The 20,660-nt window shown below is 29.8% G+C and carries 16 protein-coding genes and 4 pseudogenes; 16 read left to right on the top strand and 4 right to left on the bottom strand.

Annotation, left to right across the window (positions count from 1 at the left end):
- Positions 1 to 46: 46 nt before the first annotated feature.
- Positions 47 to 1,401: pseudogene (locus tag ACWUD1_RS00530) on the bottom strand (hypothetical protein).
- 189 nt (positions 1,402 to 1,590) lie between these two features.
- On the opposite strand from ACWUD1_RS00530, the gene ACWUD1_RS00525 reads away from it, so the two are divergent.
- The 7 genes from ACWUD1_RS00525 to ACWUD1_RS00495 all read left to right on the top strand — a co-directional run bounded on the left by ACWUD1_RS00525 (position 1,591) and on the right by ACWUD1_RS00495 (position 9,132).
- Positions 1,591 to 2,787, top strand: a complete 1,197-nt coding sequence (locus ACWUD1_RS00525) for a thiolase family protein (protein ID WP_472756641.1) — start codon at positions 1,591 to 1,593, stop codon at positions 2,785 to 2,787.
- Positions 2,788 to 2,865: 78 nt separating this feature from the next.
- Positions 2,866 to 3,894, top strand: a complete 1,029-nt coding sequence (locus ACWUD1_RS00520) for a peptidylprolyl isomerase (protein ID WP_472756640.1) — start codon at positions 2,866 to 2,868, stop codon at positions 3,892 to 3,894.
- A gap of 25 nt (positions 3,895 to 3,919) precedes the next feature.
- Complete coding sequence (gene nusB, locus ACWUD1_RS00515) at positions 3,920 to 4,354, top strand: transcription antitermination factor NusB (RefSeq protein ID WP_472756639.1); 435 nt, start codon at positions 3,920 to 3,922, stop codon at positions 4,352 to 4,354.
- Positions 4,341 to 5,993, top strand: coding sequence for a tetratricopeptide repeat protein (locus ACWUD1_RS00510; protein ID WP_472756638.1), 1,653 nt, complete (start codon positions 4,341 to 4,343; stop codon positions 5,991 to 5,993). The genes nusB and ACWUD1_RS00510 overlap by 14 nt, the downstream gene beginning before the upstream one ends.
- A gap of 4 nt (positions 5,994 to 5,997) precedes the next feature.
- Entirely contained in the window at positions 5,998 to 6,750 is a 753-nt protein-coding gene (gene map, locus ACWUD1_RS00505) for a type I methionyl aminopeptidase (protein ID WP_472756637.1), read from the top strand.
- 61 nt (positions 6,751 to 6,811) lie between these two features.
- Positions 6,812 to 8,257: a trypsin-like peptidase domain-containing protein gene (locus ACWUD1_RS00500; protein WP_472756636.1), complete on the top strand. Its 1,446-nt coding sequence runs from the start codon at positions 6,812 to 6,814 to the stop codon at positions 8,255 to 8,257.
- 263 nt (positions 8,258 to 8,520) lie between these two features.
- Positions 8,521 to 9,132, top strand: a complete 612-nt coding sequence (locus tag ACWUD1_RS00495) for a phosphoribosyltransferase (protein WP_472756635.1) — start codon at positions 8,521 to 8,523, stop codon at positions 9,130 to 9,132.
- 5 nt (positions 9,133 to 9,137) lie between these two features.
- Here the strand turns inward: ACWUD1_RS00495 and ACWUD1_RS00490 are convergent, their stop codons facing one another.
- The 3 genes from ACWUD1_RS00490 to asnS are packed head-to-tail and all read right to left on the bottom strand — an operon-like array spanning position 9,138 to position 11,151.
- Positions 9,138 to 9,476 carry a hypothetical protein gene (locus tag ACWUD1_RS00490; protein WP_472756634.1) on the bottom strand — a complete coding sequence of 113 codons (339 nt, stop codon included), beginning with the start codon at positions 9,474 to 9,476 and terminating at the stop codon, positions 9,138 to 9,140.
- Positions 9,440 to 9,715 (bottom strand): hypothetical protein, encoded by a 276-nt coding sequence (locus ACWUD1_RS00485; RefSeq protein WP_472756633.1) that lies wholly within the window; start codon positions 9,713 to 9,715, stop codon positions 9,440 to 9,442. Before ACWUD1_RS00485 ends, ACWUD1_RS00490 begins: the two co-directional genes overlap by 37 nt.
- A gap of 50 nt (positions 9,716 to 9,765) precedes the next feature.
- Complete coding sequence (gene asnS, locus ACWUD1_RS00480; RefSeq protein WP_472756632.1) at positions 9,766 to 11,151, bottom strand: asparagine--tRNA ligase; 1,386 nt, start codon at positions 11,149 to 11,151, stop codon at positions 9,766 to 9,768.
- 161 nt (positions 11,152 to 11,312) lie between these two features.
- Here asnS and murI point away from each other — a divergent pair, with 161 nt between their 5' ends.
- The 9 genes and pseudogenes from murI (at position 11,313) to ACWUD1_RS00435 (ending at position 20,644) form a co-directional block, all read left to right on the top strand.
- Positions 11,313 to 12,080 carry a glutamate racemase gene (murI, locus tag ACWUD1_RS00475; protein ID WP_472756631.1) on the top strand — a complete coding sequence of 256 codons (768 nt, stop codon included), beginning with the start codon at positions 11,313 to 11,315 and terminating at the stop codon, positions 12,078 to 12,080.
- Positions 12,077 to 13,018: a ribosome small subunit-dependent GTPase A gene (gene rsgA, locus ACWUD1_RS00470; protein WP_472756630.1), complete on the top strand. Its 942-nt coding sequence runs from the start codon at positions 12,077 to 12,079 to the stop codon at positions 13,016 to 13,018. The genes murI and rsgA overlap by 4 nt, the downstream gene beginning before the upstream one ends.
- Positions 12,990 to 15,325 (top strand): annotated as a pseudogene (locus tag ACWUD1_RS00465) (endonuclease MutS2). Before rsgA ends, ACWUD1_RS00465 begins: the two are co-directional and overlap by 29 nt.
- A gap of 4 nt (positions 15,326 to 15,329) precedes the next feature.
- Entirely contained in the window at positions 15,330 to 15,725 is a 396-nt protein-coding gene (locus ACWUD1_RS00460; protein ID WP_472756629.1) for a hypothetical protein, read from the top strand.
- A gap of 106 nt (positions 15,726 to 15,831) precedes the next feature.
- The gene (locus ACWUD1_RS00455; protein ID WP_472756628.1) at positions 15,832 to 16,428 is read left to right on the top strand and encodes a V-type ATP synthase subunit E; all 597 of its coding nucleotides are present in this window, start codon (positions 15,832 to 15,834) and stop codon (positions 16,426 to 16,428) included.
- Between the two features lie 12 nt (positions 16,429 to 16,440).
- Positions 16,441 to 17,006 (top strand): annotated as a pseudogene (locus tag ACWUD1_RS00450) (hypothetical protein).
- Positions 16,996 to 18,725 (top strand): annotated as a pseudogene (locus ACWUD1_RS00445) (V-type ATP synthase subunit A). Before ACWUD1_RS00450 ends, ACWUD1_RS00445 begins: the two co-directional pseudogenes overlap by 11 nt.
- Positions 18,726 to 18,734: 9 nt before the next feature.
- A complete protein-coding gene (locus tag ACWUD1_RS00440) occupies positions 18,735 to 20,045 on the top strand; it encodes a V-type ATP synthase subunit B (protein WP_472756627.1) in 1,311 nt (436 codons plus the stop codon).
- 2 nt (positions 20,046 to 20,047) lie between these two features.
- Positions 20,048 to 20,644 (top strand): V-type ATP synthase subunit D, encoded by a 597-nt coding sequence (locus ACWUD1_RS00435; RefSeq protein WP_472756626.1) that lies wholly within the window; start codon positions 20,048 to 20,050, stop codon positions 20,642 to 20,644.
- Positions 20,645 to 20,660 lie beyond the last annotated feature (16 nt).

The raw sequence follows: 20,660 nt of genomic DNA, 5'->3' as shown, positions 1-20,660 counted from the left end.
AATTAAAATCTTGTATATTTGAAAAATATTTAGGCAGTGACAGTGTTTACAGATTAAGTTCTACGCCAATTCCAAGATAGTTGAAAATGAATTTAGGTGATTCTAGAGTGTTACAATTTGTGTTATAAATAATAGGCGAATAATTCATTTTTGTAAATATTTTTATATTATATGTTGTTTTGTTGTATATAAATGTTTTTATGGATATTCCAGGTTCAAACTCTAATCCTGATTGTATTGTATTCCTTACACTTGATGGTCTGTAAATTGCTTTTACATCTTTTTTATCTTTATTGTAAGATAAAAATAGCCCAGAAGATGCATATAATGTGAATCGGTTTTTTGTAAATAAGTCATAAGTTATTCCAGATGAAAATCTATTTGTACGGCTATTGATTTCAGTTAAATTGATGTCATAATTTGTTGCAATGGCAAAGTAATATTTTAATTTAGGTATTATTTGATAATATATTGAATTTCTAGTTTGAAATGGGATCATTATGTCATATCTAAAAGAAAAATTTTGGTTTAGAGTGTATAAATAATCTTCAGGAATATTTTCATATTCTTGAGTAAAGATTATCCCAAACCCCCCTACACTAAAAAATCTATCTTTATTTGAAAAATTATTTAAATTAAGGTTATTTATTGTAAAAAAGTTTTTAGAATAAAGTTTATATTGCATTCCAATTCCAGTTTCTGCTTCTTGTATTTTTGAATATGTTTCTATGCTATTTATTTTATTTTGAGCTTGATAGAAAAGTTGAGTTTCTATGCCTATAGATTCATTTCTAAGATTTATTGCAATGCTTGTTTTAAAAAAATAATCCGCAAAGTAAGATAAATCCATGTAATTTTCAAAACTTAAAAGTCTTCTGTAAGAATAACTGATAATGGCACTTAAAAATCCTCTATAATTGTAATTTTCATAATTTTTAGGAATTGGTCTCAATTGTCTTAGGGTAAAGTGTACTGCTTTTTGTATGAAAGTTCCACCCCAATTTCCATAAAGCAAGTTTTTAATACCAATACCAATATCAATGTTGCCAAAATATTGTGATTTTGTTTTTATTGAAAGTGGAAAGAAGTATATAAGTCCAATTTCTAAAAGATCAATTCTTTTTCTTAATTCTTCAGGATCTTCCTTGTTCCCCCTGAAAGTTAACATATGTGCTTCCGCATTGACTATAAAATTATACTTTGACTCATAGATAAATATTATAGAACCACTTCTAGATCATCAAAAAAATCATTGAATGCAAATCCAAAGCAGTCATTTAGATTGTCGAAATGATATTTGTTAATCCCATCATTTTGATATTTTATTGAATGATTATAAGCGTAAGAATTGATTACTAATATTATAAGAATCGTATTAAAATTAACTTTTACTAAGTGCATGCTAATTACTAATATTATAGCATTTTTATTACAGAGTATCATAAATTGTATTATTTAGATGATTCAATAATTTATATTATTGATGATAATTTTTATGAAATAATTTATAATATTGTTATATTTTGTTTTTTCTCAGTTAGATTCTGTTATTATATAATTGAATATTAGTTTTTGTGTTTGGGGTTTTGTATGAAGAAAGTAGCAATTATTGATGGACTTAGATCTCCTATTACTAAGTTTGGAGGAGCATTAAAGGGGATGAATATTGTTGATGTGTCCTCAGAGATTATCAAGGCTTTGCTTGGAAGGAATAATATTGATAGAATAGATGAAGTTATTATTGGAAATGTAATTTCAGCAGGACTTGGTCAAAATATTGCCAGACAAATTATTCTAAAAGCTGGTTTGGGTGAAACTATTCCTGCTTTTACTGTAAATAAAGTTTGTGGTTCAGGGCTGAAGTCGATAGAGCTTGCGTTTAACTCTATAGCCCTTGGTAATAATGAAGTTGTTTTAGCAGGTGGTGTAGAAGATTTGAGCAATGCTCCTTATCTTTTGCCACGAAGTGTTAGATTTGATGGTTTAAAATTTGGTGATTTTAAGCTAGAAGATTCAATATATAAGGATGCCTTAGTTGATACTCCAAGTAGTACTGTGATGGGACTTACAGCGGAAAATTTAGCAGAAAGATATGAAGTGACAAGAGATATGCAGGATCAATTTGCGTACAATTCTCATATGAAAGCAGCAGCAGCAAGAGATAGTGGATATTTTAATGATGAGATATATCCTTTATCAATCTTTAATAAGAAGACAAAGCTTAAAAGTGTTATATGTAGCGACGAAGAGATACGTGATAATTTAAGTATGGAAAAACTTGCATCTCTAAAACCTGTTTTTAAAAAGGAAGGCGGCACTATCACTGCTGGCAATTCGTCTAGTTTAGATGATGGGGCTTGTTTTTTAATATTAGCAAGTGAAAATTTTATTTGTAAGATGGGAATACAGCCTTTAGCTTATGTTGGTGGTTTTAAAAGTGTGGGATTAGATCCTCTTTATATGGGATTTGGTGCTTTTCTTGCTATTGAGGAGATTATAAAGAAATTTAACTTGACTTCAAGTGAGATTGATTTTATTGAGACAAATGAAGCTTTTGCGGCACAAACTTTGAGTGTATTGAAAGCTTTACGTCAAAAATATAATGTAGAGAGTAGTATTGTAAATGTTAATGGAGGAGCTATTGCCTTAGGACATCCATTTTCAGTTAGTGGTTCAAGAATCTGTTTAACTCTTGCACGTCTTATGAAAATAAATGACAAATCAAAAGGGATTGCTTCTCTTTGTATTGGAGGCGGACAGGGTATAGGGGCGTTTTTATATAGGTGAAAATGGTGTTTTCATCTTATACTAGATTTAAATTTAATGTTTTGTTAAAATTTTATGCAGTAATTTAGCGCATGGTTTATGAAGGTGATTTTTATGGGTAATTTTTTGTGTTTTCTATTATTTTTTATTGTGGGAATGACTTCTGTTGCTCAAAATACTCCTGTTGTAATTATCAATTTGCATAGTAATGAAATCATTACTAAAACAGAATTTGATTCTAAGGTAGATACATTAAAGAAAACGCAAGGTGGTAGGGATTTAAGTGATGCTGAGAAAAAACAGGTTTTGCAAATTTTAATAGCAGATGTTCTTTTTAGCCAGGAGGCTTTGAAGCAGGGGGTTAAAGTTGGAGATGAGGAAGTTATGCAAACAATTAGAGCTCAGTTTGGACTTGCAAGTCTTACAGACGAGCAAATTAAGCAAATGGTAGAAAGTCAAGGTACAAATTGGAAGGAACTTTTATCTTCAATGAAGCGATCTCTTTCTGCTCAAAAGTTGATTTTAAAGATAGCTCAGCCTAAATTTTCAGAAATTAAAACCCCAACTGAAAAGGAAGTCGTTGAATATTATGAGGCTAATAAAACTAAATTTGTTAATCCTGATATAGCAAGAATTAGTCATGTTTTCTTTTCTTCAAAAAATAAAAAGAGATTAGAAATTCTTTCAAAGGCAAAAGATATTGCAAATCAGATAAAATCCAAGAAGATTACTTTTGAGGAGGCTGTAAGAAAGTATTCAGATGATGAGGCTTCTAAGTCTAAAAATGGCGATCTTGGATTTTTGGCAAGAGGTGATCAAAATGCTCAAAATGTTCTTGGAACTGATTTTATTAAAGAAGTTTTTTTGCTTAATAAAGGGGATATTTCTCAGCCAATATCATCAAAGGAAGGTTTTCATATAGTTAAAGTTACTGAAATGTACTCTCAGAAATTTTTAGGTCTTCAAGATAAAATATCCCCTAATGTAAATATGACTGTAAAGGATGCTATAAAAAATAATATGGTTAATATGCATCAGCAACAAATTGTTGCTAGAATACAACAAGAGATGTATGATAAACTCAATAAATCTGCTAGTATACAAATTTTGGATTCTAGTCTAAAATAAAAAGAAAACATTTGCAATATTGGTTATGAATTTGAGACATAAGGCTAGAGTTTTAGCTTTTCAAAAAATTTACAGCATTGATGTTAATTGTGATGCAAAAGAAAATATTTATGATATTTTTAGTATTGAAGATCATGGCGTGGAATTAGAAGAAGAGTTAAAATTATTTTATTCTGTTCTAGTTAATGGTACTTATGATAATTTAGAATCTATTGACAAATTGATTAATGATATTTCGCTTAATTGGCGCTTAAACCGCATGGACAAGGTTGACCTTGCTATATTAAGGATGAGTGTATTTTCACTTAAATTCCAAAATTTAGATGTACCTAAAAGAGTTATAATAGATGAAGCTATTTTAATTGCCAAAAAGTATGGTAGTAAAAATTCTTATAAATTTATTAATGGAATACTTGATGCGTTGTTAAGGGATATGGAGAGTGCACTTGAAAGTAAATAATATAGTGTTGTTGCTTGTTTTGTTTTTGATGTTTTTTATATCGATTTTTGTTTATTTAAGAGCAAATCCATATGTTTTATATGTATTAAAAGGTGATAGGGATTTTAATGGACTCATTGGAGAAGTTGATAATTATCTTTTAAATGGAAATTTAGAGGGTGCTGAACAGGCCATAAGATTTTATTCTTATTATGCTGATACTGAGCTTAAGTGGCTTTCTCTTGCTAAAAGGGCCAAACTTTATTCTGCTAAGAGTGGACATTATTTATTAATGAGAGACATTGTAGAGCTAAGTGTTAAGAGTTTACCTGGAAATTTAAAACTCAGAGCACTAGAGGTTTATTCAAAATTAAAAGTAGGAGATATTTTAGAGGCTTATGATATTGCAAAGCAGTATCTTTTAGGGTATGAGGAATATAAGAACTTATATGATGAAGCTTTTATTAAAAATTTAATTTTAAGTTATGATATCAAAAATGTTGAAAATTTTTTGGCCAAAATAGAACAAGATAGAGATGCTCTTGCTTGTGAAACTATCGGCTTACATCTTAAGAATAATGCATTTTTAATTAATGCAATGCTTTTATATATAGAAAAAAAGGATTTAGATTCTGCTAAAAGGATACTTTTAAAAATAAAAGAAGATAAAGACTTCGCCAAAGAGCTTGCTTATATTTCTTATGGCCTTAATAATTTAGATTTTGTTATTTCCAATCTTAAACTTATTCATAATAATAACGAGCCAAGCTTGATGTTTTTGTTGGCAGATGCATACCTTAAGAAAGGTGATATTAATAATGCTAAAAATGAATATTTAAAACTTTATACTAATTTTCCTGATTATAGCATGATGGTTTATATTGGTCTGGCATTTATTGCCAAGAGAGAGAATGATTTACAGCGCGCTATTACTTATTTAAGTAAGGCTAATGAAAATTTTAAAGAAAATGAAATGATAAATTATTATTTGGCCAGTACTTATTTTGAAGCTGCTGATTATTTTCATGCAAATGAGATTGCAGTGAAATATAAAGATAGTCCTTTGTTTTTTAAACTTTATTTTATGTTGAATTATTCAAATTTAAAGTATGAAGCTAAAAAATCTTTTTTATGGCGTTTATTTTATAGATCAAATTATAATACTGAAATTGCGCAGCTTTTAGCTTGGAATTTACTTCTTTACTCTGATCTACAAGATTTAGATTTGTTTTTTAAGATTTATACTATTAATGAGTTTCCAGAATGGTATTATTTTTATAAATTTTATTATTTTTTTCTTAAAAATGCTTTAAATGTTGCAGAAAATGTGATTTTTGAAAATCAATCAGGTAAGTATTTATATGGGGTATATTATAATTTGGGAGTTTTGGAATTTTATAAAAAAGATTATAAGAAGTCTGAGGAGTATTTAAGTAAAGCCGTTTCTTTTTTGCCTTTTACTCTTGATGACAAAAGTAAAATTACTTTAATAGAGCGTGAGGATATGGCAAAAATCTATTTAAAGCGAGGAATTAATTATCTTTATTTGGGTGAGTTTGACAGGGGGCGAGAAGCTATTTCAAAGTCTCATTCTTTTTTTGAAACTAATGAAGGTAAACTTTATATGAATATGATAGAGATGCTTAAAGAGAGGAATTGAATATTTGATACTAAGATTGAAATCTAGAGAAGAAATTGAAAAAATTAAGGCGTCCGCAAGACTTTTGGCTCAGACTTTTGTGGAAATTGAACGTAATATTATTCCTGGGATTGATACTAAGACGCTTGATTTAATTGCCAATGATTTTATTATGAAAAAAGGTGCTAAATCTGCTTTTAAGGGTTATAATGGATTTAGAGGATGTATTTGTGCTTCTATAAATGAGGAAGTTATTCATGGAATTCCTGGAGAGAGAAAACTTAAAGATGGCGATGTTATTAGTATTGATTGTGGGGTTATTTTAGATGGATTTTATAGTGACATGGCTAAGACTTTTAGAGTGGGTAGGGTAAGTTCTAAGATTAATAAATTATTAGAAGTTACAGAGACTGCTCTTTATAGGGGAATTGCTGAGATGAAGATTGGCAATCGAATTTTAGATATCTCAAAAGCTATAGAAAATTATATTAAACCATTTGGTTTTGGGATCGTTAGAGATTATACAGGGCATGGTGTTGGTTTTGCTTTGCATGAAGAACCAAATATCCCGAATTATTATAGACCTTATTTTAACAATATTAGGATTCAAGAAGGTATGGTCTTAGCGATTGAACCTATGGTCAATTTGGGGGGGTATAAGGTTTCTGTTAAGAATGATGGTTGGACAGTATTTGCATCTGATTTTAGTTGTTCTGCTCATTTTGAACATACTGTTGCTGTTGTTGATGGTTTACCTTTGATTTTAAGTGAGATTTAATAGATTGTACTATTAAGTAGTTTTATTTAAAGGATTTGGGGTTATATAGGAGGTGTATAAAATGAATAAGAGTTTTATTTCCGTATTTTTTGCTAGTTTTTTTGCTTTAACCATTGGTTTCTTTGTTGGGGTATACTATTTAGGGGTTGATAAAAATACTATTGTTTTTGCACAGGAGAAAGTTGATGCTGTAAAATCGCTTCAAGATTCTTTTAGGGAAGTATCTAAGAAAATTTTACCATCAACTGTTGAAATTTCTGCTACGGGAATAGTTAAGACACGAGATCCTTTTAGTTTCTTTTTCTTTTTGGATATCCCAGGGCTTAATCTTGATAAAAAAGCACAATGGAATGGTTCTGGCGTAATTATTGGGAAAGATTCTAAGAAACCAAATTTATTTTATGTTCTTACGAACAGTCATGTTGTTGATAATGCTATTGAGTTTGAAGTTGTAACTTATGATAGTAAGACTTATAAAGCGAAACTAGTAGGTAAGGATGATAAGAAAGATATTGCACTCGTTAGCTTTGAAGCTGATGGCGCAGATATTGAAATAGCTGAGCTTGGTGATAGTGATAAGCTTGAAATAGGGGATTGGGTTGTGGCTGTTGGAAGTCCTCACAACTTTAGTTTTTCAGTTACGGCAGGTATTATAAGTGGTCTTCATCGTTCTGCTAATCCTAATTTGAAAGCACGCAATTTATATATACAAACAGATGCAGCTGTTAATCGTGGCAATTCTGGAGGACCTCTTGTAAATATTAAGGGAGAAGTTATTGGAATCAATACTTGGATATATTCTACGGGGGGAGGTAGTCTTGGACTTGCATTTGCTGTCCCTATTAATAATGCTAAGAGTATTCTTGATGTTTTAATGAGTGGTAAGAAAGGTGAATCGGGTTGGATAGGAGTTTCCTTTCATCCGTTACGAAGCAAGGATCCAGAAATTATTAAAAGTTTAGGTTACGAGAATGAGAGCGATTTTACTTCATTAGCAATTATTGCAGGTGTTTTTAATAATACGGCTGCCTTTAGAGCAGGACTTAAGGCTGGCGATATAATCAGTAAGATCAATGGCGTTCCAATGAATTTTCACTATGATGTTAAGCAATATATTAATGATTTTTATGCACGAGAAAAGGTTAAAATTGAAATTCTAAGGGGAAAAGAGAAAAAGAATTTTGAAATAGAACTTGACGCTAGACCCGAGGTAAATAACAACAAGGAATATGCGTCATCTTTAAGATTGATGCCAGGTTTTACTGTTTATCCTTTAACTCATGAAGTTAGGGTTCAACTTGGCCTTAGGAATTGGATTAATGGAGTTGTTGTAGACAGCGTTGAGCCAACTCCAGGCGTGAATTCTGGGGTTTTGGCAGGAGATGTTATTATGACTGTTAATTCAAAAAGTGTTAAAGATTTAAGAGATTTTTATGATGCTATTGAATTTGGTAAGAATTCTTATAGTGTTTTAAGGGGTGGTAAGACTTTAAAAATATCTTTTTAATGTAGATTAATAAATTAATAGATTATTAATTATTTTTGGCATTTAAGAGACTTAAAGAATGAATATTTTTAAAGTCTTTGGTTTTTTTAAATCTAAATTTTGTCTTATATTTTTTAATTTTAATAAGGCAAATTTTAGATATTGAAAATCAATATATTTAGACTTAATTTAAGTGAAGTTAATATTAATTATTAGTTAAATTTTGAAGATCATAAGATTTTCACAAATGTTAATTTTATTTGTTGAGAGGTATGTTATTTTTAATGAAAAAATTTATTTCTTATGAAGATATGCGAATAAATGGTCTTAAGCTTGCTTATAAAATTTATAAAGATGGATTTATTCCTGACATTATGTACGTTTCTTTAAGAGGGGGAGCTTATCTTGGTAATATTATAAGTGAATTCTTTAAATTTATTAAAATAGAGAAACCTCTGCTTTATGCTGCTGTTGTTGCAAGATCATATGATATTTCGAATAAACAACAGGAAAAGAAGATAATGATAGATGGATGGACTTATGATCCCAAATATTTACGAGCAGGGGATAATGTCTTATTTGTTGATGATATTTTTGATACTGGACGTACAATCATTTATTTGCGGGAAGAAGTTTTAAAAAGAGGAATAGATAGTCAAAATGTTAAGATAGCTGTTTATGATTATAAAGAGCGTGAATCGTTGGATTACAAGCCTGATTATTATGTTAATAAATATTCTAGTGAAGCAGATCTCAATACTTGGATACATTATAGCAATCATGAGCTTATAGGTTTATCAGAAAATGAGTATAAATTAAATTTTGTGAATTTAGATGAAGAATTGAATGATATTTTAAAATTTTTGTCAAAAAATCTTAATTACAACCTTAATTGAAAATTTTAATTTTGATCAATCTTTATATAGTCGAGTTCATTATATCCTCTTATGTGTAATGCTTTTGTTATTTCTCCCAAGTTATCTTCTATTATAGGCCCAATCAAAGCAAAATCTCTTTTTATTTTTGTATTTATGTTATTTAGTTCTTTTATTTTTTTGAACCTATCTTTTATATGATTTGGATAGATTTTGATTTTATACCATATTTTTTGCTCTGAATTTGATGTTTTTATATTAATTTTGTCTTGAGGATAATATATTTTGTTTGATTTTTTTATTTTGATAGATTTGTTTTTAGGCCTCTCTATATCTTTTTTGTTATTTTGATCAATAATTTGCAAAATTTTGTTTTTTTCTTGTACATACTATGATGATAATTTACGTGATCGTTTGGATATTTTATTTTATTAGATTTATTGATTTTAAGTTTTTCTTTGTTATATTTATGTTTTAATTTTTTTTCTGTGATTTCTTCTTCTATACTTGAAAATAATCTGAGATCATTTTCAAATTGTTCATTTGAAAATAATATTAAAGTCGGTAACATTAATATTATTTTACATAAGATTTTGATTCGCAAATTTCTTTTCCCCCCTTGAACCTCTAAAGCGATTTAATTTAACTAGAAAACTAGAAATAAAGAGTTTTAGGAGTTCTTGGGAATGGAATAATATCTCTAATATTAGCCATTCCTGTCATATATTGTATTAATCTTTCAAGTCCAAGTCCAAATCCAGAATGAGGAGCTGATCCAAACCTCCTTAAGTCTAGGTACCAATTAAGAGCCTCTGTTTCTAAGTTTAGCTCTTTTATTCTTTTATTCAACTTATCTAGATTATCTTCTCTCTCACTGCCCCCTATGATTTCACCAATACGTGGGACTAAGATATCCATTCCTTTAACAGTTTTATTATCTTCATTCATTTTCATATAAAATGCTTTGAATTCTTTTGGATAATCAATAACTGTGGTGGGCTTTTTCACAATTTCTTCTGTTAGATATCTTTCATGTTCTGTTTGTAAATCCATTCCCCAGTAAGGATTGATTTCAAATTTTTTTGTTGCATTTTCTAGTTTTTTAATGGCTTGGGTATAGGTAATAACTTCAAAATTAGAATTTATAACATTTTCAAGTTTTTTAATTAGCCCTTTTTCAATAAAGTCATCAAAAAATTCCATATCTTGACTACAATTATTTAAAGTTTCTCTTAAGATATATTTAAGGAAGTCTTCTGCTAGAATGATATTGTCTTCAAGTGTAAAAAATGCCATTTCAGGTTCAATCATCCAAAATTCAGAGGCATGACGTGTTGTATTAGAGTTTTCTGCTCTAAATGTCGGTCCAAATGTATATATCTTGGATAAAGCCATTGCATAAGCTTCTCCGTGTAGTTGTCCAGTTACTGTAAGAAATGCTTGTTTACCAAAAAAATCATCTTTAAAATCAATTTTTTTTTCCTTATTAATATTATTAAAATCTAAGGTAGAGACACGAAATATTTCACCAGCCCCCTCTCCGTCATTTGATGTAATAATTGGAGTATGAACATATAAGAAACCATTTTTTTGGAAATATTCATGAATTTTATAAGACAGATGGTTTCTAATTCTGGCTACGGCTCCAAATGTGTTAGTGCGAATTCTTAAGTGAGGAATTTCTCTTAAAAATTCAAAGGTATGTCTTTTCTTTTGTAAAAGATATGTTTCTTGATCTGCTTCTCCAATTATATTAAAATTCGTTGTTTTAATTTCATAGGTTTGTTCTTTTGCTGGACTTAAGATCAAAATTCCTGTTAAAGAGATACTAGCACCTGTTGTAAGTTTTTTAAATTCTTTGCTTTCAAATTGAGGATCATCTTCATTAATAACTGCTTGAATGCCTTTCATATTTGAGCCATCATTAATTTTTACAAATGATATTTTGCCATTACTGCGTTTTGTTCTAATCCATCCCTTTATTGTGACTATGCTATTTAGAGTAGGGTTGTTTAAGATTTCTTTGATACTTTTATGCATGTTTGCCTCTTTTATGATTTACTACTAATATAATTATAGTTTAAAAAATTATATTTTTAAAATTTGTTAATCCATAAGTATTATCATTAATTGTCATTAGTATTGTCATTTTAATTGAAAGAGGGTAAATTAGTTTTTATATTTCAATGTAAGTAAGATTTATGAATAAACTAGATGATGTTATAGTTATTTTTGATTCAGGTATTGGTGGGCTTTCTTATTTTGAGCATATAAGAAGAAAATTTCCTAATAGAAATTATATTTATATTGCGGATAATAAGAATTTTCCTTATGGAGAAAAGAGTTCTGGATTTCTTTTAAAAGAGATTTTAAAATTAATTTCAAAATTGCAACTAATCTACAACAATATTGTTTCAATTGTTATTGCTTGTAATACAGCTTCTATTAGTGTGTATGATAAGTTAAATTTTAGTTTTCCTATAATATATACCCTACCTTCAGTTTGTTTGGTGGGAGAACTTGTAGATAAGAGAATTCTCTTAATTGCAACGAATTTTACCATTAATAGTGAATTTGTTAAGATGGAAAAAAGTTATCATTCAAATTTAATTTTAAAAGCCGCGAGCGAGCTTGTAAATTTTGTAGAATTTGGGGATAGATTTAAAGAAGATGCATTTAATTATTTACGATGTTTGAAATTAGAGGTTAAAGCTAGTAAACGCAATATGGCTTTTCTAGGATGTACGCATTATTTTCATATTAAAGATATAATAGAAGACTTTTTAGAGATTCCAATTTATGATAGCCGTGTTCTTGTTATCAATGAGCTTGCTAAGGTACTAAAAAGCGTTAAGACTAATGATAGTGTTTTTGCACGTTATTTTTATTTAACACAAGATAAGAATTTATGTTTTTATAAAACTTTTTGTCAAAGATATGGTTTACATTTTAAAGGGATAATCGATTGAACGATATTAAATTTGAGGTTCTCTGGGGTGTTAATAATATTTATTCTATTGTTGAAGTTAAGACCAATTCAATTTATGAAGGAGTAATTAAAGGTAAGATTTTGAATACTCAAGATAGAGAGTATAGTCCTTTGGTTCCGGGTGATTTTGTTTTTGGGGATATTTATGATGGGTATAAGGTATATATTAAAAAGAGGCTGGAACGTAAAAATATGCTTTGGCGTTATAATAAGAAGGCCGCTCTTAGACAAGTCATTGCTTCAAATATTGATAATGTTTTCATTGTGAGTTCTGCTAACTTGCCTGAGACTAAAAATTCATTTATTGATAGAGCATTAATAATTGCAGAAGAGCAAGACATTATTCCTATTATTTTGATAAATAAGATTGATAATGGTATGAGCTCTGAGGTTGATACTTTGATTAAAAATTATCAAGATTTGGGTTACAAGGTTATTAAAACTTCTGCTGTTACTTTACAAGGCATTGAGGAGATAAAAGAAATACTTAAAAATTCAAAAACTTCTTTTGTTGGGCAGTCTGGTGTTGGAAAATCTTCTCTTATAAATGTTATAGATGTAAATGCATCTCAGAGTATAAAAGAAATATCTTATAGATATTCAAGAGGTAGACATACTACGGTTTATGCTATAGCTTTTCATTTTGCTGATGGGGTAATAATTGATACTCCTGGCATAAAAGAATTTGGACTTGAAAGTTTGGAATATCTTAAACTGAAATACTACTTTAGGGAGTTTAGAGATTTAAATAATTTATGTAGATTTAATTCCTGTTTACATACGAATGAACCAGGTTGTTTTATAATAAGCCAAATTGGAATTAAAATTAAAGAAGTTAGATATAATAATTATCTAAAGATTGTAAATGAACTTAAGAGATATAAAAGTTATTCAAGAGAAATTTTTAGAAAAAATTGATTTTTATCAAATATTGTCTTCGGTTGCATCTTATACATCTATTGAAGATACAATTAGTCTTCTAGGCAAGCAGCAGATATTAAATACCGAAGAAGAAATTCATAGGGTATGTCTTCTTGTTAGGTCAATTAAGAGTCTTATTGAAGTTTATGATGAATATCCAAATTCTTGTCTTGAAAGTATAGGTGATTCTATCATTTCACTTTCTAAGGAAAACTCAAGGATTTCTATTGAAGAGATGAGAAATATTATTTGTTTTTTGAGAGAAGTTTTAAGAATAATACTTTTTTTAGATAAAAATGAGTTTAAAGGTCAAAATGAGGCAGAAGATTTAAGAAAATTGTTATTTGTAGAGCCTGACTTAAAACGTTTATTAGAGACTTTATGTAAATATATTGATATTGATGAACTTAAGGTAAACAGAGGTGTTGCCAAGGATTATGATGAGCTTGATTTTGAAATTAAGAATTTAGAAAAAAAAATAGAAAAAAAAATTAAGTGTGTGATAAGTGTGAATTCACAGTATTTAACTTCTACGATTGTTTATTATAAATCAAGTAGATATACCATTGCACTTAAATCTAGCTTTAAAAATAAAATTAAGGGCAATATTGTGTCTATATCATCATCCGGAGAAACATTTTATGTTGAGCCGGATGAGATAATAGTTGACAATAATAGATTAGGGTTTTTCAGTTTTGAAAAAACACGTATAATATTAAGGATTCTGAAAGAACTTTCGGGCAAAATTCATCAACATATTACTCTTTTAAAATCTCTTTATGATAATTTTTTATATTATGATTCTTTGAAGGCCAGGGCAATTTATGGATTAAAATTCAAGGCTTATTTCCTAAAATTGATGATAATCTTAGTATTATAAATGCACGCCATCCGTTGATCCAAAATGCAAAATCTATAAATTTTTGTCCTTCAAATAATAGGGTTGTAGTTATTACAGGACCTAATGCTGGTGGTAAGACGGCAACTTTAAAGACCGTTGCTCTTTTAAGTGCCATGTTTCAATTTGGGATTCCTGTTCCAGTTGATGAGTCTAGTACTTTTAAGATTTTTGATAATATTTTAGTTGATATTGGAGATGAGCAATCAATTGCAAGTTCACTCTCAACTTTTTCCAGTCATATGAATAATATTGCTTATATTTTGAAGTTCGCAACAAAAAACAGTCTTTTGATATTTGATGAATTTTGTTCAGGTACTGACATTGAGCAAGGACAAGCTTTAGCTGTGGCTATTCTTGAATATTTGATAAATATTGATTCTTTTGTTATTATTTCAACTCATTACAATGCTCTTAAATATTTCGCATATACGCATGAATTTGTGATTAATGCCTCTATGCAAATGAATTTGGATAAGATGGAACCTAATTATAATTTAATATTTTCTGTTCCAGGTGAAAGTTTTGCTTTTAGTGTTGCAAGTAAGTCTTCTATTAATTCTAGTATAGTACTAAGAGCAAAAGAAATTTATGCCTCTAATAAGACAGAAGTTAATGAAATATTGGGAAGGCTTGCAGATAAGGAAAAAGAAATACATTTGCGTCAAGAAGAATTGAGAGATAGACTTAGGCTTGTTGAACTTAAGGAAATTGAGATTAATAATATTCAAAATAATATTATTTTAAGGGAAAGAAATTTAGAAGAAGTGCTTATGACTGAACAAAAAGAGTTTTTAAGAAAATCAAGGAAAACTTTAGAAAATTTGGTTAGAGAGATCAAAGAAGGCAATATTTGCACTATTAAGAATAAGGAGTTTATATCTAATATTGCAGGTAATATAAATACCAAGGCTATTAAAATTAAACAACTTAATCATAAAATTGTTGATAATGTTGAATTGAAAGTTGGTGATAAGGTTAGAATATCTGGCTCAGAATCTTCAGGAGAGATCATAGGGGTTACTAAAAAAGGATTTATTGTGAATACTGGTGTTTTTAATATTACAGTTTTATCTTCCAATTTAGAGAAAATATCGGGTAATAAACAGTCTAGAAATGTTTATAATAAAGGATTTAGTTTCGCTTTTGAATTGCAGGATGATTTGGTAGACTTAACTATTGATATTAGAGGAATGAGAGTGGTTGAGGCTATAGATTTTTTAAATAAGAAGATAGACAATATGTTACTGAAAAATGTTTGTAGATTTGAAATCATTCATGGTAAAGGAGAAGGTTTTTTGATGGAAGGGGTGCATGCTTTTTTAAGAGATTTAAAATTTGTTAAAAAATATTATTTTGCGCATCCCAATGATGGAGGAGTTGGCAAAACAATAGTAGAATTTTAAATGTATGGGTATATCAAGATTTGAAGAATTTGAAAATGCTTTATTTAATATTTGTCTTGATGTTGATAATCTTCTTGAAGATGAGTTTGGTAATTCTTATAAAATGCATCCGAACAGGCTTTCTAGAGGTACTGCAGCTAATGGACTTTTAGATGGCCTTTTTCGTGTTACCACTTCTTTTACTCTTGGATATGGTTCTAAGTTTGGTAGAGGATATTTAATCATTATTGAAATTGTAACTCTTGATCCGATTGATGTAGAATTTAGTAATAAGCTTATAGCAAGAGGTATTAAAATTTTTGGTGAAAAATTAAAAGAAAAGTTTCCCGAAAGAAATCTTTCTATAGTTCATGATATTAATGTCTATAAAATTGTTGGTAATTTCTTTGATGATAGCTAATTTAAACATTTTGACTTTTAATAATTAAAAATTTATTGGTATACTTTATTTAAAGATTTGTATATTAAGTATTTTGAATTATTTTTTTGTATATTAAGGAGTTTGAGTGCAGTTTGAAGTTAAAGATTTGATAAATAAAATTAAGAAAGATGGACTTGATGAAGCTGAAAAATTAGCAAATGAAATCATTTTTAATGCAAAAAGAGATGCTGAAGCTATTATTTTGAAATCTGAGAATGATGCTAAAGAATTAAAGAAACAAGCTTTAGCAGAAGCTGATAAATATAAGAGACATTCACTTGATGCATCTCGTCAAGCAGTGCGAGATTTGATTATTGGCGTTGAGAAAAATATTAAATCCCTTTTTAGAACTGCTTTAGAGGATTCTATTTCTAAGATTTATGATGATAATTTTTTGATAGAACTTATTATTAAGGTTATAGATGTTTGGAATAAAGATGATATGATAGATATCATGCTTAGTGAGTCTGAGTTTTCTAATTTATTGTCTGTTTTAAGAACAAAGATAGGAGATAGATTTGGTAATGTAATTGAGATTAAACCTTTTAAAGGAATAAGCAAAGGTTTTAAGATTCAACAAAGAAATGGTAACTTGTATTATGATTTTACATCTGAAACTATTGCTGATATTCTTTTTGAGTATTTAAATCCGAGATTTAAAGAAGTGCTTAAGTTGAGTTAGGAAGATGTAGTTGTGTTAAATTCATATTATTATGTTATATCATCATTACCTTATCTTGATTTAAAAGTTGGCAATGTATGGAGTATATCAGATTTTTTTGATAATGTTGAATCATTTTAAGTAAGAAAGATTTTCTTTTTTTAAAGGATTTATCGGAATTTAGAGTGACTAGGGGAAATTCGAAGGTAGTTGATAAATTTCTTGAATTTGAAAAGGTAATAAGATATACTTTGGCAGCTATTAGGGCGGAGAAATTAGGATTTCCAAGAGATGTGTATTTAGAGGCATCTTATTTTTCTCATTATTATTTAGGAATTTTAAAATCTCTTTGTCTTAAAGAAAATCCTTTTGAGATAGAATTAGGTCTTGATATGTTAAAGTGGGTGTTTTTAACAGATCTTGAAGTTGGAAGTACGTTTAACTTTGAAAAATTAATAATTTATTTTTTAAAATTAATCTTAGTTTCAAGAAGGAAGCTCTTTATAGAAGAGATAGGCGAGAATAATTTTGATGATATTTGTCAAAGATTAAGTATGCAAATAAATAAAAATTTTGAAGGGAATATTAATGGAATCTAAAGGGAAAGTAGTGGGAGTTATTGGAAATTTGGTTACTATTGAAATAGTGGGTACAGTTTCCATGAATGAAATTATTTTTATTAAGACTAACGGGCGTAATTTAAAAGCTGAAATAATTCGTGTTAGAGATGGGGAAGTTGATGCTCAAGTGTTTGAAATGACTAAAGGAATTGCTGTTGGAGATGATATTGAGTTTACAGATAAGCTTTTAACAGTTGAACTTGGTCCTGGTATTTTAAGTCAAGTATATGATGGTTTGCAAAATCCATTACCAGAACTTGCTGAGCAATGTGGGTTTTTTTTGGAGAGGGGATTATATTTAAGTGCGCTTAATAGGAGTAAGAAATGGACATTTAATGCAACTGCAAAGATTGGAGATATTGTTGTTGCAGGAGATTATCTTGGATTTGTTGTTGAAGGTACGATTAAACATCAGATTATGATTCCGTTTGATAGAAGAGATACTTATACAATTGTAGAGCTTGTTAGTGACGGTAATTATACTGTCGACGATACCGTGGCTGTGATTGAGGATGATGCTGGAGGCCGACATGTTATTACTATGTCATTTCATTGGCCTATTAAAGTTCCAATTACCAGTTATAAAGAGAGACTTATTCCTAGTGAGCCTATGGTAACTCAAACAAGAATAATAGATACATTTTTCCCTGTTGCAAAGGGTGGTACATTTTGTATTCCTGGGCCTTTTGGTGCTGGGAAGACAGTTCTTCAGCAGGTTACGAGTCGTAATGCTGATGTTGATATTGTAGTTATTGCTGCTTGTGGTGAACGGGCAGGTGAAGTGGTAGAGACCCTTAAGGAATTTCCTGAGCTTACAAATCCAAAAACAGGAAAGTCATTAATGGAGAGAACATGTATTATTTGCAATACATCTTCTATGCCAGTTGCTGCCCGTGAAGCATCAGTTTATACAGCTATTACTATTAGTGAATACTATAGGCAAATGGGTCTTGATATACTTTTATTGGCAGATTCAACTTCAAGATGGGCTCAGGCTATGAGAGAGATGTCAGGTCGTCTTGAGGAAATACCAGGTGAAGAAGCATTTCCTGCTTATCTTGAATCTGTTATTGCATCATTTTATGAAAGGGCAGGTATTGTTATTTTAAATAATGGTAAAGTTGGTTCTGTAACTGTGGGTGGTTCTGTGAGTCCTGCTGGAGGTAATTTTGAGGAGCCAGTAACTCAGGCAACTTTAAAGGTTGTAGGAGCATTTCATGGTCTTACAAGGGAAAGATCAGATGCTAGAAAATTTCCAGCCATTAATCCCCTTGAATCTTGGAGTAAGTATAAAGGGGTTATTGAATGTGAGAAGACGGAATATGCAAGGACTTTTTTAGTAAAAGGAAATGAAATAAATCAAATGATGAAGGTTGTTGGTGAAGAAGGTATAAGTAATGATGATTTTTTAGTTTATTTAAAAGCTAATCTTTAGATTCATGTTATTTGCAACAAAATTCATTTGATAGTGTTGATGCTGCTGTAAATCCTGAGCGTCAAAATTATATGTTTGATATACTTTATGATATTTTACAAGCAAGCTTAAAATTTGAGAATAAATTGGAAGCAAGAGGTTTTATAAATGAACTTAGACAGACTATTTTGGATATGAATCTTACTCCATTTAAGGAAGAAAAGTTTAATAAATTAGAAGTTACTTTAAGAAATTTAGTTCGTTCTAAAAAGTTGGATTTTTGAGGTGCATGAATGAAGAGAGTGTATAGTAAGATAGAATCTATTGTTGGTAATGTAATAACTGTTATGGCACAGAATGTCAAATATGGAGAACTGGCCATTGTGAAATCAAAAGATATGACTTCTTTAGCTGAAGTTATTAAGTTAGATAGAGATAAAGTTTCTCTGCAAGTTTATAATGGAACTATAGGTGTTTCAACTTCAGACGAAGTTAAGTTTTTAGGTCGTTCAATGCAAGTTGCATTTTCAGAAAATTTACTTGGTAGGGTCTTTGACGGGGCTGGAAATCCAAAAGATGGAGGACCGTGTCTTGAGGAGCATCTAATTGAAATTGGAGGCCCATCAGTTAATCCCGCAAAGCGTATTGTTCCAAGAAATATGATAAGAACGGGGATTCCGATGATAGATGTATTTAATACTCTTGTCGAATCTCAAAAGTTACCAATATTTTCTGTATCTGGAGAGCCTTACAATGCACTTCTTGTAAGAATAGCTCTTCAAGCTGAAGTTGATTTGATTATTCTTGGCGGGATGGGACTTAAGAATGATGATTATTTAACATTCAAGGATTCTCTTGAGAAAGGTGGGGCTATGAGTAGGACAGTCTTTTTTGTAAATACAGCCAATGATCCTGTTGTCGAGTCTTTGACAGTGCCTGATATTTCTCTTGCTGTTGCTGAAAAATTTGCTTTGCAAGGTAAAAAGGTTTTGGTACTTTTAACTGATATGACTAATTTCGCAGATGCCATGAAAGAAATTGCTATTACTATGGAACAGGTTCCATCTAATAGGGGATATCCTGGTGATTTATATTCTCAACTTGCATCTAGATATGAGAAGGCTGTTGATTTTGAAGGGGCAGGATCCATTACTGTTCTTGCAGTTACTACAATGCCTGGAGATGACATTACACATCCAGTTCCTGATAATACAGGTTATATTACTGAGGGACAATACTATTTAAAAGGGGGCAGGATTGAGCCTTTTGGTTCTCTTTCAAGGCTTAAGCAGATGGTTAATGGGAAGACAAGGGATGATCATCGAACGATTATGGATTCAATGATTAGACTTTATGCATCTTCAAAGGAATCTGTAGAAAAAAAAGCTATGGGATTTAACATGACAGAATGGGATGAAAAGCTTCTTAAGTATAGTGGTATGTTTGAGAGTAAGTTGATGGATTTATCTGTTAATATTCCTTTAGAGGAGGCCTTGGATTTGGGTTGGGAAATTCTTTCTAGTTGTTTTGAGCCTAAGGAGACTGGAATTAAGACGGAGCTTATAGAAAAATATTGGCCTCAAAGTACTCAAAGTAAGGGATAAGAATGCCTAAAATCAAGCTAACTAAGAATGAACTTAAAAAACAAAAAGATAGCCTTAAAATGTTTAGTAGATACTTACCCACACTACAACTCAAGAAACAGCAACTTCATTTGGAGATTAGAAAGGTTGAAGCTCTAAAAAGAGCTAAAAGGCTTGAGCAGGATAAATTTAAGAAAAATATTAAACCTTGGATTGCTCTATTTGGCGAAGAATTTCCCTTTCAAGATTGGATTCAAATTAAACAAATAGTAAAAGGTGTTGCAAATATTGCAGGTATTACTATTCCTATATTTGATTTCATTGAATATGAAGATATTAAACATGATCTTTTAACCACCCCTTACTGGGTAGATAGGGGGATAGAAGCTATTAAAAGTATAGTGCAGATAAATGCAGAACTTGAAATTTTAAATGAACAGGCTCTATTACTTGAGAGAGAGCTTAATATTACTTCTCAAAGAGTAAATTTATTTGAAAAAGTTATGATACCTGTCGCTAAAGCTAATATAAAGAAAATTAATATTTGTCTTGGCGATCAGCAAACAGCAGCTGTTGTAAGAGGTAAAATAGCTAAAGCTAGTTTGGTTAAAAGTAGATAAAGTAGATAAGGATTGT

The organism is Borrelia tillae (assembly GCF_055693965.1).
Note: the sequence above shows the minus strand (reverse complement) of the source record. Positions and strands in the feature narration are given on the sequence as shown.